14 protein-coding genes are annotated in these 14,512 nt (G+C 46.3%); 4 read left to right on the forward strand and 10 right to left on the reverse strand.

The genetic code is table 11. From position 1 onward, the window contains the following. The first annotated feature begins 190 nt into the window (after positions 1-190). Entirely contained in the window at positions 191-418 is a 228-nt protein-coding gene (locus tag O9X84_RS05170) for a hypothetical protein (RefSeq protein ID WP_269518552.1), read from the forward strand. Between the two features lie 211 nt (positions 419-629). After that, positions 630-1,262, forward strand: a complete 633-nt coding sequence (locus tag O9X84_RS05175) for an MCP four helix bundle domain-containing protein (RefSeq protein WP_269518553.1) — start codon at positions 630-632, stop codon at positions 1,260-1,262. A gap of 62 nt (positions 1,263-1,324) precedes the next feature. Here O9X84_RS05175 and O9X84_RS05180 read toward each other — a convergent pair whose 3' ends face one another. Then, positions 1,325-2,506 carry an NAD(P)/FAD-dependent oxidoreductase gene (locus O9X84_RS05180; RefSeq protein ID WP_269518554.1) on the reverse strand — a complete coding sequence of 394 codons (1,182 nt, stop codon included), beginning with the start codon at positions 2,504-2,506 and terminating at the stop codon, positions 1,325-1,327. A 265-nt stretch (positions 2,507-2,771) separates the two neighbouring features. Here O9X84_RS05180 and O9X84_RS05185 point away from each other — a divergent pair, with 265 nt between their 5' ends. Both O9X84_RS05185 and O9X84_RS05190 read left to right on the forward strand, forming a co-directional pair. Then, positions 2,772-2,984 (forward strand): YgaP family membrane protein, encoded by a 213-nt coding sequence (locus O9X84_RS05185; protein WP_269518555.1) that lies wholly within the window; start codon positions 2,772-2,774, stop codon positions 2,982-2,984. A 28-nt stretch (positions 2,985-3,012) separates the two neighbouring features. Then, complete coding sequence (locus tag O9X84_RS05190) at positions 3,013-4,917, forward strand: putative bifunctional diguanylate cyclase/phosphodiesterase (RefSeq protein WP_269518556.1); 1,905 nt, start codon at positions 3,013-3,015, stop codon at positions 4,915-4,917. 138 nt (positions 4,918-5,055) lie between these two features. Here the strand turns inward: O9X84_RS05190 and O9X84_RS05195 are convergent, their stop codons facing one another. The 9 genes from O9X84_RS05195 to O9X84_RS05235 form a co-directional block, all read right to left on the reverse strand. Beyond that, positions 5,056-6,096, reverse strand: a complete 1,041-nt coding sequence (locus O9X84_RS05195; RefSeq protein ID WP_269518557.1) for an ABC transporter ATP-binding protein — start codon at positions 6,094-6,096, stop codon at positions 5,056-5,058. Continuing rightward, the gene (locus O9X84_RS05200; protein ID WP_269518559.1) at positions 6,096-7,616 is read right to left on the reverse strand and encodes an ABC transporter permease; all 1,521 of its coding nucleotides are present in this window, start codon (positions 7,614-7,616) and stop codon (positions 6,096-6,098) included. Before O9X84_RS05200 ends, O9X84_RS05195 begins: the two co-directional genes overlap by 1 nt. Further along, the gene (locus O9X84_RS05205) at positions 7,613-8,647 is read right to left on the reverse strand and encodes an extracellular solute-binding protein (RefSeq protein ID WP_269518560.1); all 1,035 of its coding nucleotides are present in this window, start codon (positions 8,645-8,647) and stop codon (positions 7,613-7,615) included. Before O9X84_RS05205 ends, O9X84_RS05200 begins: the two co-directional genes overlap by 4 nt. Before the next feature lie 9 nt (positions 8,648-8,656). Continuing rightward, positions 8,657-9,466: a hypothetical protein gene (locus O9X84_RS05210; RefSeq protein WP_269518561.1), complete on the reverse strand. Its 810-nt coding sequence runs from the start codon at positions 9,464-9,466 to the stop codon at positions 8,657-8,659. Between the two features lie 427 nt (positions 9,467-9,893). Next, a complete protein-coding gene (locus O9X84_RS05215) occupies positions 9,894-10,367 on the reverse strand; it encodes a peroxiredoxin (RefSeq protein ID WP_269518562.1) in 474 nt (157 codons plus the stop codon). Positions 10,368-10,376: 9 nt separating this feature from the next. Further along, on the reverse strand, positions 10,377-11,213 hold the full coding sequence (locus O9X84_RS05220; protein ID WP_442864508.1) for a class I SAM-dependent methyltransferase: 837 nt from the start codon (positions 11,211-11,213) through the stop codon (positions 10,377-10,379). After that, positions 11,206-13,278, reverse strand: a complete 2,073-nt coding sequence (gene recG, locus O9X84_RS05225; protein ID WP_269518564.1) for an ATP-dependent DNA helicase RecG — start codon at positions 13,276-13,278, stop codon at positions 11,206-11,208. Before recG ends, O9X84_RS05220 begins: the two co-directional genes overlap by 8 nt. Before the next feature lie 132 nt (positions 13,279-13,410). After that, a complete protein-coding gene (trmH, locus tag O9X84_RS05230; RefSeq protein WP_269518565.1) occupies positions 13,411-14,118 on the reverse strand; it encodes a tRNA (guanosine(18)-2'-O)-methyltransferase TrmH in 708 nt (235 codons plus the stop codon). A 3-nt stretch (positions 14,119-14,121) separates the two neighbouring features. Continuing rightward, on the reverse strand, positions 14,122-14,508 hold the full coding sequence (locus tag O9X84_RS05235) for a RidA family protein (protein ID WP_032094693.1): 387 nt from the start codon (positions 14,506-14,508) through the stop codon (positions 14,122-14,124). Between the last annotated feature and the right edge of the window lie 4 nt (positions 14,509-14,512).

A 14,512-nucleotide genomic window follows, 5' to 3' on the forward strand; every position in this document is an offset into this window, starting at 1 on the left:
GCATTCGCATACTGCGTAACGCATAAAGTTCATCGCGCGGAATATAGACTTTTTTGATGCTATATCAATGGATGAACAGCAGTATTTGAACGAAATAATTTGTCCTTAACGGTCATATTATTTTGCTCGTATTTTGGCCAATTAATTTTAAGCTTAACCCGTTCACTGAATGAACTTATTTGGAGATAACATGAAATATATTTGGTTAGTGGCAGGGTTAGTTTTTTCTGCAACTACGTTTGCTGACGAAAGACCAGTTGCGAGCAAGGAACTTGTTCTTGAGTATAAAGCGTATTGTGCAGAACTTGCCGAAGATGAAGGCACAGACGGCTTATCACTTGACGATTATTTGCTTAGCTGTATCAATGAAGAGCTAGACATAGAGGGCTATCAACCTGTTAAGTCTGTTCCACGTTAATTCGATATACTGCATTTTCCTTGTCTTTGCGCCTACACGTTAGGCGCATCTCCTATAACAGCGACAACATTGCGATTAGCAACCTTGTATCTCTGCGCCGCTCCACCTATCATTTTACAAATAGTAAACATAAAACTTACAGACCCGTAAACGGCTAACGAAGTATCAAAGGTGTTCAGCGTGCCTGTAATATAGCGTGAAAGGAGGGATCATGAGCTGGGCAAGTAAAGGGCTATGTACCGTTGTTTTTCTTACGTCGCTTGCATTGGTATATGCCATGGGCGAGACCAACCTAAATAGCTTTAATAATGTGAAAGATTCTATTGAGGAGATTTACGAAGATCGCCTTGTGGTTAACGGAATGATTTATGAACTCGCTGGTTTCTTGCATGAGAAGGAAGTCGCACTCGCTTCACAAAACTATACTTTTTTCACGAGTGAAAATGAAAAGGTTAACAAGCAAGCCTTCGCCATTATTAATGCGTTTAAGAAAACCTATTTAACTGACATTGAAGCTTTCACGCTAAATCATTTTGAAACTAGTTTTCATGAGCTTGCGGCTTTAGAAAAAGGAGTCTCATTTGCTGAAGAGCCGCCAGTTGACACCGCAGCCATCGCAACACTGCTACTAGACCTCAAGGCGTTAAATAGTGATTTAGATAAACTATCTGATATTCAGCTAGCCGAAGGAAAGAACAAGCTAGCAATCAGTAAAAATGCCGCTGAAGCAATGGAAACCTACCGATCGCTGGAGAAGTACTTTTTAATCATCACGGCAGTGCTCATCTTTATCATTATTTTACTGCCTTCTTCGAAGGAAAAAGATGAGTTTGTGTCTGAGTAAGATTCAGTTTATACGGGCAGCTGGTTGCACACTTTATTGTCGCAAAACACCAACAAAACAAACTACACCGCCTGCCCGGCTGCCCAGCCGCTGCTCCACGCCCATTGGAAGTTATAGCCCCCTAACCAGCCTGTTACATCAACCACTTCGCCTATAAAGTACAGCCCTTCCACATTGTTAGCCATCATAGTTTTAGACGACAGTTCATTGGTATTCACGCCGCCAATAGTGACCTCGGCTGTGCGGTAGCCCTCTGTGCCGTTTGGCTTGATATGCCAGTTTTCTAACGTGTTTGCGATACTCTCGCATTCCCCGTGAGACAGTTGCTTCACCGGCACGTTGCGCCATTCATTTAGCTCAATAAAACTTTGCGATACGCGTTTGGGAAAAATTTTATTTAAGCAGGTAGCAAGCAGTGCGTCAGGCGTTTGTGCTCTGGCGTTATTTATCAGCTCGTGAGGGTCATTATCGGGAGTCGTATTGATACTTAATGTATCGCCGGCTTCCCAGTAGCTGGAAATTTGCAGCATAGAAGGGCCACTTAACCCTCGATGAGTAAACAACATGGCCTCTTTAAAGGTGGTGTCGTTGCAGCTTGCGTAAACATCTACCGCTACACCACTTAAATCGGCAAGGGTTTCTTTATCTTTGTCATGCAAAGTAAATGGTACCAGGGCCGCTCTCGTTGGCAGCACATCTAGCCCAAATTGCTCAGCAATTTTATAGCCAAAAGGCGTTGCTCCGAGTTTCGGCATACTTAAGCCGCCAGTAGCGACCACAAGAGATTCGCATTCGTAGTCACCATTTGAAGTGGATAGTATGTACTTACTTTCGCGCTTCTCTATCGACAATATCTCGCAGCGTGTGGTTATCGTCACTTTGGCTTTTTCACACTCTTTAAGCAGTAAATCAACGATATCTTTAGCGCTATCGTCACAAAACAACTGCCCTAACGTTTTTTCATGGTAAGCAATGCCGTACTCAGCAACGAGTGAAATAAAGTCCCATTGCGTATACCGGCTTAAAGCCGACTTACAAAAGTGTGGATTTTGAGACAAAAAGTTCTCTGGCCCTGCGTACATATTAGTAAAATTACAGCGCCCACCGCCAGACATAAGTATTTTTCGGCCTACTTTCTTGGCGTGATCAAGTACCTCTACGCTACGCCCTCGTGCACCAGCGTGCGCGGCACAAAAAAGTCCAGCAGCACCCGCACCAAGAACGATCACATCGCGTTTAATCACTATTTTTCACCCTGTTATTCAATTTACCGGTTTTAAAAATTTCTGAGGTAGGCGTGCATACCTGAAACGAGCCGGAATTATACGTAATAACCTCACACGCTCAACGGTAACCACTCGCTTTTCAAAAATTTAATTTGATTTGCAAATACCTTATGCAGAGAGCTCTCAACAATGAAGTCAGACTTGTTTAATACAAGTCTTAAGTATACTGTCAAGACTAGGCTTATTTCGTTACACTTTTGTATTGGCACCAGGATAGATATCTATGTTCAAAGTGAACCTCAACAAGCTCGATCGGTCAGTTCGTGGATTCATTGGAATTGGCGTAACTGCCTTCGCCTTATTTAATGGCGACATTATCAATGACGTGTTTATTGAAGTGTTACTCGGCATTTTTGGTGGATTAAATCTTATATCTCTCGTATTCGGCTGGTGCCCGGTTTATCAGCTCGCAGGCATAAGCACTAAAGATAGCTGATAGATAAAGCTTCCGGGATAAAACACGAATGTTCACCAAGCCAAAACTTACACGTCAGGCATCGATAAGACCACGTTTAATTTTGGCCTGCCTTGCCGTATCCCTATTGGTTTCAGGTATATACGTTACTGTTTCATACCGATTGGCCGCCGATGTAAATATAGAATCTGAGCGTCGAGCAATGAGCCAGATTATATCATTTATAGCAAATATCCCCCTTTCTGATAAACAACGCTCTCCACTTCCTGATCGAGAGGTTTTATCTCAAATTGTAAATACAGACGTCGCATCATTTATACACGTAAAGTCGACACAAAATAGTATCTCCAGCGCTTTTCGAATCGATAGTTCGGTGAGTAAGCAATTACTTGATATAACGGCCTCTCGCAATGACGACGACGATGCCATTATTATGCTGAATGATAGGTGCTTTATCTGGCTTCGAATGTCATTTGGTGAAGACACCATAACTTATTTAAAAGAAACAACACTGCTAGATGTAACATTGCGCCTTGTTGCAAAGCGCCTTTTGATAACGTCTGTCATTGTATTTTGGATAGCCGTGTGGTTGGCGCTCACATTGTCTTCCATCATTGCCAAGCGTGCGGAAGAAGTAAACGATAAACTTGAAGAGCTTGCCACCCATGATTCGCTGACGGGACTTCCAAATAGGCTTTATCTCACTGAAATACTACGCTCTATCGTTGAAAAGAAAGAAGATAATACCCAACAAGGCTGCTTATTCGGTGTTGACCTAGATAAGTTTAAAGAGGTCAACGACTCTTTCGGTCACAGTACGGGGGATAAATTACTCATGGCCTTGTCACAACGAATATTAACCGTTGTGCAACCGCCAAACGAGCTTATGCGTTTAGGAGGCGACGAATTTATTATCTGGGCTCCCGACTTAACTATCGCGCAGGGTAAAATACTCGCGCAAGAATTAAAGAATATTTGCGACACCACCATCCCTATCAACGGATTGGAGATTAATACTGGCGCAAGTGTGGGCTTTGCTCACTACCCTACCCATACCACTAGCCCAGAAACACTCTTGTCCTGCGCAGACTCTGCCATGTATAAGGCGAAAAAACAGCGAAGCGGTTGGGAGGTGTATGACGAGCACATTGTGTTAAGTAACGAACGCGATGTTATGCTAAAGGCAGGTTTGAACGAGGCTCTTGCTAATAATGAACTCGTGCTGCATTTTCAACCTAAAGTGGACATGAGAACAGGTGAAATAGTGAGCGTAGAAGGCTTATGCCGATGGGAACACCCTAGCCTTGGTCTTTTAATGCCCTATGCCTTTATCGACCTCATCGAACACAGTGGTAAAGTTCAAGACTTCGGACGTTATATTGTTAAGCAGGCAATATGCTGTGCCGCATCGTGGCAAAAAGAAGGAATAAGAGTACCAATTGCTATCAACCTCTCTCCCTATAATCTATTAGACCCCGGTTTAATCGCGTTTATAGAGCAGACTCTTACTCAAGCTCAACTGTCTGCGCACTTTATTCATATCGAGTTGACTGAAAATGAGACAAGCTTAAATATTAACTACATTCAAGAAGCGCTCGAGAAAATACGCCGGTTAGGAATTAAAATAGCGATTGACGACTTTGGCACAGGCATGAGTTCTTTAGCCTATCTAGATACGCTAAAAGCAGACACGATCAAAATTGATAGAACCTTTATTTCAGACCTAGAATCCAATAAAGGACACCGCGCAATAGTATCTGCTGCCGTTGACCTGGCAAAGTCATTCGAATGCAATGTTGTAGCTGAGGGTGTTGAAACAAAGCAACATGCCGACCTGCTGCTATCAATGGGCTGTCATATCGCCCAAGGCTATTATTACGCCAAGCCCATGCCAGAAAAAGAAATGAAGCAGCTGATAGAAACTGGTATTTTGCCAGACGCGTTAGCTTTATAAAAAGCAATACTACAAGCTTATCATTTCAAATTTTCACAGCCTTCCACTTCAACTCTTTTCCTTCAAAGCTTTTTACTTCACAGCTCTTTGCTTTTCAGGCTTTACACCGTAAGGGGTAAATCCCTTTGTAGGGTTTGGTTAGCGTTCTTCGTCTCTTGGGAATACTGCTAACGGGTGGGTAGTAATAAGCTGCATATGCGCACGCTCACCTGGCTTAATCGCGTTTTCGTGACTTACGCGTACTTTAAGCTGACTGCCGTTATCGTGGGTAACAGCATAAAGTCGGCTTTCACCTTCATAGCGCACCCAGTCTACCGTGCCGTTGGGCGAGGCATGAGTAGCGTCTAAACTTAAATCGTCTGGGCGAACCAGTAGGTCTACCAAGCCGTTTGCGTTTTGAAGCGGCGTACCCGGCACGCGACCAATGTCGGTGATCACTGTGTTATCGGTGTTGCTCGCGCTATTGTCGAAACTGGCTTTTAAGAAACTCGCTTCACCCATAAAGCGCGCTACAAAGCGGCTGTTCGGGGTTGAGTAGCACGACTCTGGCGTGTCTAACTGCTCTAAAACGCCTTTGTTCAAAATGCCAATTCTGTCACCCACACTGAGCGCTTCTTCTTGATCGTGAGTCACCCAAATAGCCGGTACGCCCGCTTTTTTAAGGGCGTCGCGTATTTCCCAACGCAAGCTGTCTTTTAGCGCAGCATCAAGGTTTGATAAAGGCTCATCAAGTAAAACAAAGGCAGGCTCGTGAGCCAGGGTCCTCGCCAATGCAACGCGCTGCTTTTGACCGCCAGATAAGCTGGCAGGTTTAACGTCGCGAAAATTGTCTAGCCCCAACAGCGTTAGCCAATGATCGGCAAGGGAGGTGTCTTTTAAACGGAAACATACGTTTTGCTGCACAGTAAGGTGAGGAAACAGCGCAAAGTCTTGAAACACCATGCCTACATTGCGCTTTTCAGGCGGAACATGCTTAGCCGGCGTGCTTGTCCACTTACCTAGGCGAATTTCACCTTCAGATAAAGGTATTAGGCCCGCTAGCGCCTGCAAAATAGTGGTTTTACCGCAGCCTGTAGGCCCTACTAACATGAGTATTTCGTCTTGCCCAAGTTCTAAATTTAACTTGTCGACAACGCGGGTAGACCCATAATTCACTGACAAATTACTGACACTTAGCATTACGAACGTTCATCCTCGGTAACGGTAAATTGGGCTTTTCGTTCGCCCGATAGCATTAGGACTAACCCAACGCCTGATAATAAAACTAGCAGCAAGCCCGGCACAGCGGCGCGGCCAAAATAGCCTGCTTCGTAAACACGCCACATATAAGTAGCTAGTGTTTCAAACCCCGTCGGCCCAAGCATAAGGGTAGCCGGGAGCTCTCGCATAGCTTCTAGAAAGACTAATGCAGCACCGGCAATCATACCACGAAGGGTTAGCGGTAGCGTAATTCGTGTAAAGGCTTCTCTGGGGCTTGCGCCAAGTACTCTTGCCGCTTTCACTAAGCCTGAATCGATATTTTCGGCGGTGGTTCTTACACTGCCTACTGCCAATGGCAAAAAGCGCAGTACGTAAGCCATGACTAATAACCCTAGGGTTTGATATAGCGCAGGAAGCTGCAGGCCAACATAAACCAGTGCGGTACCCATAACGATGCCAGGTACACCAAAGCCAAAGTAGGTAATGCGCTCCATCAAACGGCCTGCTTTCCCTGCAATAGCAGCATGGGCAACGGGAATAGCCAATAGCACCGCCACAAGAGCCGCGAGGAAAGACGCGTGGGCAGAGTTCCATGCGTAGCTTAGTTCGAAGCCACCGGTTCCCTCACGCACCAGCCAAAGGGTAAATATAGCGAGAGGTAAAACAATTGCCATAAACACAATAGGCATGGCAGACAGCAGCATCAAATTACACTTCCAACGCGCTGGGAAAAGTGACAGGTGTCGGCCAGGGCGCTCTGTTGCGCCACTAATGCGACTCTCAATAAATAGGATAAGCCCCACAATTACCATAAGCTGTAAGCTCAACATGGCAGCTTGGCTTAAACCAAACGCATTGTACTCAACGAAAATAACGCGGGTAAAGGTATCGAGGCCCATTATGGCTGGGGTGCCAAAATCGGAAAGCGCATAAAGCGCGGCCAACAAAGCCCCTGCCGCAATGCTGTTTACTACTCGAGGCAACACTACACGCCAAAGGCTTGCACTTAATGAAAGCCCTAGCGTACGAGCCGCATTCACTAAACTGGCGTCTAAACTGAGTAAGCTAGAACGCGTGGTCATCATAACAAACGGGTAGGTATACAGGCTCATGACAAGCGCCGAGCCCCACAAGCCGCTGATAGGCGGCGTGGTAATACCCAGCACGTTTTCAATTTCGCCACCGCGACCAAACGAGAAGTACATGGCAAACGCGCCAATATAGCTTGGTAACGCCAGCGGAGCGGCTAGTACAATTAGCCAGAATCGTTTAAACGGCAACTGCACGTAGGCGGTAAACATTGCCAGCGGTACACCAATGAGCACCGCGCCAATAATGGTCAGCACCATTAATGCAACCGTGTTGCCTAGTACTCGTAAATTATGAGTATCGAATAATTGCGCACTGTCTTGAGCTAGAGAAAACAAAACGCCGACGGGCAATAAAGCCATCAGCGCAATGAGTAGTGCCAGTGGATACGACTTTGGCCAATTTGTCACAGTACGCCAACATCCCTCATCATATTTAGGGTTGGGCGCAAGTCTGCAAGTTTGCGGAGATCGAGTTCAGGGGGAGACAGCGAGGTCAAACTCGCCAGCCCTTCTGGTGCAGCCACATCTTGCACCAATGGAATTTCATAAGCTTCTCGAGCAAGGTAGCTTTGCACTTCATGGGTCAGTAAATAACGAATGAAATTAACAGGCAGATCGCCATCGCTTAAGGCTACAATACCCGATGCGTTGACCAAACAGCCCGCATCGTTGTTGGTGTAGGCTAACGCCACATTGGCGTCAGGCTTGCCCGATTTTAAGCGTAAGGTGTAATAATGATTGGCAAAGCCAATATCCACTTCACCACGCTCTACGCCCATGACGACACCAAGCTCACCAGCATATTTCTTAGCATTGCGGTTAATGCCTTTTAACCACATACGAGTGGCTTTTTCGCCCTCTAGCACGCGCATTGCCGTAACGAACGACTGAAATGAAGAGTATGCAGGCGCCCAGCCAATTTTCAAATCGCTGTCGGCTAATGCCATTACGCTATCAGGAATTTGTTCGGGCTTAACGCGCTCGGTGTTGTACGGTAGCGTACGTACTCTGCCCGTTACCGGAGACCAGCTAGGATATTGAAAACCGGGCTTTAACTGGTTGGTAATGCTTGCAGGAAGGGGCTTTGCTGCGCCCGAATCGGTAACCATACCAATAGAGCCCGTATCTACCGCCCAGAATAAGTCAGCCCGCTTCACGCCTGCTTTAGTCTCAGCAACAATGGTGTTCGCCAACGCGGCAGAGCCACCGCGGCGAATTTTAAGGTTTAACTTAGGATTGCGCTTTCTAATCGCATCGAGAACATTCTCGTAAAGCCCGCCTTCCCCACGCCCTAAATACAGCGTTAGGTCGCCCTCTAACTTGGGTAGCGATTCTACAGAAACGCTACCGGCTACAGATGCGGCTTGGGCTAAACTGAAAGGTACACTGCCCAATACACCTGCGGCAGCTAAACCTTGTAAGAATGTTCTTCGTTGCATCTAGGTTCCTTAAAATACGTCTTTACGGCCTTTTTCTGCTTCTACAAGCAGTACTCGCGCTTTGTCTAGTTTGCTTTGCATGGTTTCTACCACGCTACGCACACCGTCTACGCCTTTATCTTGGGAGATAGCTTGCGGCAATGTAACGTTAAAATCTTTTTCCAACGACTCAACTAATGCAGCATCTTTTGCAATTAGGTCGCCTTCTACCCCTTCAAAGCGCTGAAGGTAAGTATCGTGAACTAATGTGGTAGCCACTTCGTTAAGCTGCTCTGCATATTTGGCGACAACGCGATCTAGTCGAGTTTTAATATCGTCGATAACAGCAGGACCGGTGGTAGGTTCAACTTCAGTGGTTTGCACTTCACCAACCAGACCGCGCTTTTGATATTGCGACGCAAGTTTAACTGCGCCCAGCGCTTGCCACAAGGCGTGGTTCAATTTCTCTTGCTCGTGACGCACTACATCAACAGGTTTGCCTTCATCAATGGCTACTTTTACGCCGTAAATACCCTGCCAAATTGAGGCATAAATAGGTACATACTGAGTTTCAATTGCCGAGTGAAAATCCACTTCTTCCCAATATTCCATTAGGACGTCTGTTTTAAGGCTTTTATCTTTGTTAGCGTAGGCATCTACCACACCGCCAAACTTGCTTTCCAACCACTCTACTTCTTCAGTGTATTCACCGATATGAGCGTGCAGATTATTGACATGGTCGCCTATAGCTCCATTTGCCATCGCGTGTCCTATCACCATAGATAGTGACATCACTGATACAGCCAAAAGAGCACTCATTTTTTTCAATGTTATTGTCATACTTGTTCCTAAAACATTGTTCTATAACGTTGGCATCTGCGCAAATGATACTTATTATCATTAACTAAGTAAAGGCAACTCACCTCGGCTACCGGTTGTATACCTATGCTTAAGAGCATGAACTCATTCAATACTGGTCAGTTTTAACACAGGTTCAAAGTGACTTACCCGCCTTGCGCACTGCTTAAAGGCTTGTTGCAGCCTAGCTACATAATCGTTGCAGACTGGTTGCCCAAGCGGTAAAAAGCACTGATAGTCATCGCGTTTTGCGTAAGTTAGCGCACTTATTTGTGCGATAGATTACGAGAGTGGCGTTATATTAATAAAAATGAGTCTCAGGTACATTAACTCTTTCTTACAAATACGCTAGAAAACAAAAACCCGCTAAAAAGCGGGTTTTTTAATGGATAAGTAGTGTTTGCAGTGGTTATAAGCTTTTTAACATCGACTCTGCATCACTCACTTCAAAGCGGCCTGGATCTTCAACGTTAAGCTGTTTCACTTCACCGTCTTCAACAAGCATCGAGTAGCGCAACGAACGCACGCCGCCAAAGTTGCTTGTATTCATATCTAGGCCTACTTGGCTGGTGAAAAACGCATTTCCATCGGCAAGCATAGTAATATGCTCCGCATTATTTGCTTTACCCCACGCATCCATAACGAATGCGTCGTTTACCGAAAGGCAAATAATGCTGTCTACGCCCTTAGCTTTTATTTTATCAGCTAATGCGATGTAGCCTGGCAAGTGAGATTGTGAACAGGTTGGCGTAAACGCTCCCGGCACGGCAAACACTACCACGCGTTTTTCAGAAAAAAGCTCGTTAGTACCAGGATTGGTAATTTCTCCGTCAACTAAAAGGCTAAAATCGACCTCTGGTAAAGTGCTTCCAACTCGTAACATGCTGCTCTCCTATTTATTTTGACACAAATACACATCAAATCTGTGTTTCTTACTTTCGATAGCCATTGATGGTTTTTCACCTGCTAATACATCTGCACTGTTTGGACGTTTAACCACCACGCGGTGTGTAGCAAGCTTAAGGGCCGGCGGTAATAAAGCATCTGCATCTGGATCGTGACCAAGCAATTGTTGAAACAACCGCATTTCTTTTTTCACCAAGGCTGATTTCTTTTTATGTGGGAACATTGGGTCTAAGTAAATAGCATTCACACTCTCACCTTCAAAGTATTGCATCACCTCTGCACTATTTCCATGTTGAAGTGAAATTCTCTCAGCAAGTTCTGGAAAATGTATCGCTAGTCGCCGAATACCGTCTTCTAATAACGCGGCAACGATGGGCGAACGCTCTATCATGGTAACCTTGCACCCCACACTTGCCATCACAAAGGCATCGCGGCCAAGCCCAGGTGTGGCATCTACAACATGCCAACTGTCATTCCCTTTTAGGCCAATGGCTTTCACTATGGGCTCTTTCCTTCCGCCGCCATGCTGCTTGCGATACATGCTGGCAGGAGAGGCAAAATCAACTTCTACGGGCAGTACCTTTTTCTCACTGGCATCGGCTAAACCCAACACATTGTCTTTTATCTGTAAGTACAACCCCTCATTGGGTTTGTTTTCTTCTATACGTATCGCCTTGGCCCACTTTGCGGCCACATGGTTAAATAGCAGTCTGTCACCTTCATATAAGTTACTGCTTGTGTCGGTAGTAACCGTTATCGGCATCAGCACAGAGGAAGTGGGGAGCGAGCGGTCTGACGCGCTAATGTTTTTATTATTAGGCATTGCCATACTGCTCCTTATGACCAATCCACCGATTAATAATGGCCTGCGCATGGGAGGGGTACTTATCCCACATGGTATAAGCAATTTCTTGTACTTTAGGGATGAGAGCCGCATCGCGTACTAAATCGGCTATTTTAAGCTCTGCCATGCCGGTTTGCCGCGTGCCCATAAACTCACCCGGCCCGCGTATTTCTAAGTCTCGCTGAGCGATATAAAAGCCATCGCTACTTTCTCTTAATACACCTAGTCGCTGAGTGGCGGTTTTAGATAGCGGGCTTTGATACATAAGCACACACTGGCTTTCCACCGCGCCACGCCCTACTCGACCGCGCAACTGATGCAGCTGTGCTAAACCAAGGCGTTCGGGATTTTCGATAATCATTATGCTGGCGTTGGGTACATCTACGCCCACTTCAATAACCGTAGTGGCAACCAGTAAATCAAGCTTTCCTTCTTTGAAGTCGGCCATAACTTGGGCTTTTTCAGCAGACTTTAAACGCCCATGCACTAAACCAACCTGTAAATCTGGCAGTGCGGTACGCAGGGTAATAGCAGCCTCTTCGGCGGCTTGGCATTCTAATACTTCAGATTCATCTATTAACGTGCACACCCAATACGCTTGCCTGCCGTTGTCTTTGCATGCTTGACGCACCCGCTCTATAACATCCGCGCGACGGGTATCGGGCAAGACAACGGTAGTAACTGGGGTTCGCCCCGGCGGTAGCTCATCAATAATTGATGTGTCTAAGTCGGCGTAGGCCGTCATGGCAAGGGTACGAGGTATGGGCGTTGCCGTCATAATAAGCTGATGGGGAAAGCGCCCTTGCTGCTCGCCCTTATCTCGCAGTGCAAGTCGCTGATGCACGCCAAATCGGTGCTGCTCATCAACAATAACTAATGCCAGCTGCTGGTAATTTACGCTTTCTTGGAAAACAGCATGGGTACCCACCAGCATTTGCACATCACCGGCTTCAAGCCTTGCTAGTACTTCGCTTCGAGCTTTGCCTTTAAGCTTGCCTGCTAACCAGCCTACCTCAATACCTAATGGCTCTAGCCATCCTCTAAAATTGTTAGCATGCTGCTCTGCTAATAGCTCAGTGGGCGCCATTAACGCCACTTGATGACCTGCGCCAATGGCTGATAAAGCAGCAAGGGCTGCCACTAAGGTTTTACCTGAGCCTACATCGCCCTGCACCAGTCTCATCATAGGTCTGGCGCGCTGCATGTCTTGCTGAATATCTTTCACTACCCGCTGCTGTGCGCCGGTAGGCGAGAATGGCAGCTGTGCCAGCATTTTTTCAATCAGGTTGTCGTCTACCTTTATGGCAATGCCCGGCTGGGCGTCTGACTGCTTACGCACTTTAAGTACGCTTAAGTTGTGAGATAATAGCTCTTCAAGAATAAGGCGGTATTGAGCAGGGTGAAGCCCCTCTTCTATTTCATGCACATCGGCATCTGGAGGCGGGCGATGCACTGTGTGCAGGGCTTCATTAAGGGAAACTTGATTATCGTAGATACCCTCTGGCAATAAATCTGTTAAAGCGCCTTTATCTAAAAGCGCTAATGCCTGCTCGGTTAAGTTGCGAAGGGTAAGCTGTTTAATGCCCTCAGTCGTGGGATAAACAGGGGTTAACGACTCTTCAATTGGCGGCGCGTCTTCATCTACCACTTTAAATTCGGGGTGCATCATTTCGATGCCCCATTTGCCCGTGCGAATTTCGCCAAAGCAGCGAACCACGTTGCCAGGGGTCATCATTGTTCGCTGCACTGCACCAAAGTGAAAAAAGCGCAGTGTTATTGTGCCGGTGCCGTCACTAATTTTGACTACCAGCATTCGCTTTTTGCCGTACTGAATATCGGCATTCATCACTTCGCCCTGCACGCTTACATGGGTGAAAGGACGGCATTCAGCAACACTGTAAACGCGAGTTCTGTCTTCATAGCGAAGGGGAAGATGAAATAGAATATCTTGCAGCGTAAACAAGCCGATTTTGTTGAGTTTTTCTGCCACCTTTGCGCCTACCCCTTTAAGGGCAGTGATAGGTGTGGTGGCGAGTGCTTGCATGCAGCCTAATCCTCAATTCAAAAGGTTGATTGTGATACTAAAACGATAGATGAAGTGTAAAGGATTGTTGCGGGGTTGGCGAGTACGCTTTAGGCCAGTTTTTACTGACTGGCCTTAGGCTTACACCACTTGCTAGTTGGCTTCTAGTGCTTCAGCCTCAGCTTTGGTTATTTGCATTTCACGCCACCAAGTTTCATCGGCAATCACTTCACCCATGTTATTGATTGCGGGATAAGGCAAGCCTTTTCGCGTGCACAACTTAAACAAACGCGGATAACCATTTTGAAATGCCAATGCTTGGCACTCTTCTTCTGGTAATTGCTGAGTGTTGTACATACCAGCAATAGTGCGCTGGCGCTGGGCTTCATAAAGCACTAACGCTGCCGCTACAGACACGTTTAGCGACTGCACCATGCCCATCATAGGAATAACAATGTCCTGATCGGCAAGGCCAATCGCTTCGTCAGTGGCACCGTACTTTTCCTGACCAAACAAAATAGCGGTGGGTTTGGTGTAATCCACGTCACGAAAATCTATTGCCGAGTCAGACAGGTGAGTAACCAGCACCTGCATGTTCTGCGCTTTCAATGTGTCCATAGCACTACCAATATTGTCGTGATTGGTCTGACGCACCCAATCTTGACTACCCATGGCGGTACCGCCACGAAATTGGTATTTCTTTTCCCACACCGTGTGCACACGGTGAATGCCTACGGCATCGCAGGTGCGCACGACAGCTGACACATTATGTGGTTTATGCACATTTTCTAAGCAAACCGTAAGGTCGGTTTGCCTTTTGTCCAGCACAGATCGAATGCGCTGATAACGCTCTGGCGACATGGTTTACTCCGGCAGCTCCATAACCCCGTCTATCTCTATTTGAGCGCCTTTAGGTAATGCTGATACCTGCACTGCAGCACGAGCTGGATAAGGTTGATTGAAGTAGCGGCTCATTATTTCGTTGACCAGCGCGAAGTGCCCTAAATCGATAAGAAAGATATTTACCTTTACTAAATCGTTCGTGGTTCCACCGGCTGCTTCACACACCGCTTTTAGGTTTTCAAAAACCTGTACTGCTTGGGCTTCAAACTCTTCAGACACCATTTCCATTGTTTCTGGCACAAGTGGAATTTGACCTGAAACATACACGGTAGTTCCAGCTTTAGCCGCTTGGCTGTAAGTACCAATAGCGGCAGGTGCCTTATCGGTCTGAATAATAGACTTAGACATAAAT

It is taken from the genome of Alteromonas sp. BMJM2 (genome assembly GCF_027257845.1).
Classification (GTDB): domain Bacteria; phylum Pseudomonadota; class Gammaproteobacteria; order Enterobacterales; family Alteromonadaceae; genus Alteromonas.

Excerpts from the sequence above, each read along its gene's own strand:
- O9X84_RS05170 (WP_269518552.1), top strand. The coding sequence starts at position 191 with ATGAAATATATTTGGTTAGTGGCAGGGTTAGTTTTTTCTGCAACTACG.
- O9X84_RS05220 (WP_442864508.1), bottom strand. The coding sequence starts at position 11,213 with ATGCCTAATAATAAAAACATTAGCGCGTCAGACCGCTCGCTCCCCACT.
- O9X84_RS05175 (WP_269518553.1), top strand. The coding sequence starts at position 630 with ATGAGCTGGGCAAGTAAAGGGCTATGTACCGTTGTTTTTCTTACGTCG.
- O9X84_RS05195 (WP_269518557.1), bottom strand. The coding sequence starts at position 6,096 with ATGCTAAGTGTCAGTAATTTGTCAGTGAATTATGGGTCTACCCGCGTT.
- O9X84_RS05235 (WP_032094693.1), bottom strand. The coding sequence starts at position 14,508 with ATGTCTAAGTCTATTATTCAGACCGATAAGGCACCTGCCGCTATTGGT.
- O9X84_RS05215 (WP_269518562.1), bottom strand. The coding sequence starts at position 10,367 with ATGTTACGAGTTGGAAGCACTTTACCAGAGGTCGATTTTAGCCTTTTA.
- O9X84_RS05190 (WP_269518556.1), top strand. The coding sequence starts at position 3,013 with ATGTTCACCAAGCCAAAACTTACACGTCAGGCATCGATAAGACCACGT.
- trmH (WP_269518565.1), bottom strand. The coding sequence starts at position 14,118 with ATGTCGCCAGAGCGTTATCAGCGCATTCGATCTGTGCTGGACAAAAGG.
- recG (WP_269518564.1), bottom strand. The coding sequence starts at position 13,278 with ATGCAAGCACTCGCCACCACACCTATCACTGCCCTTAAAGGGGTAGGC.
- O9X84_RS05210 (WP_269518561.1), bottom strand. The coding sequence starts at position 9,466 with ATGACAATAACATTGAAAAAAATGAGTGCTCTTTTGGCTGTATCAGTG.
- O9X84_RS05205 (WP_269518560.1), bottom strand. The coding sequence starts at position 8,647 with ATGCAACGAAGAACATTCTTACAAGGTTTAGCTGCCGCAGGTGTATTG.
- O9X84_RS05185 (WP_269518555.1), top strand. The coding sequence starts at position 2,772 with ATGTTCAAAGTGAACCTCAACAAGCTCGATCGGTCAGTTCGTGGATTC.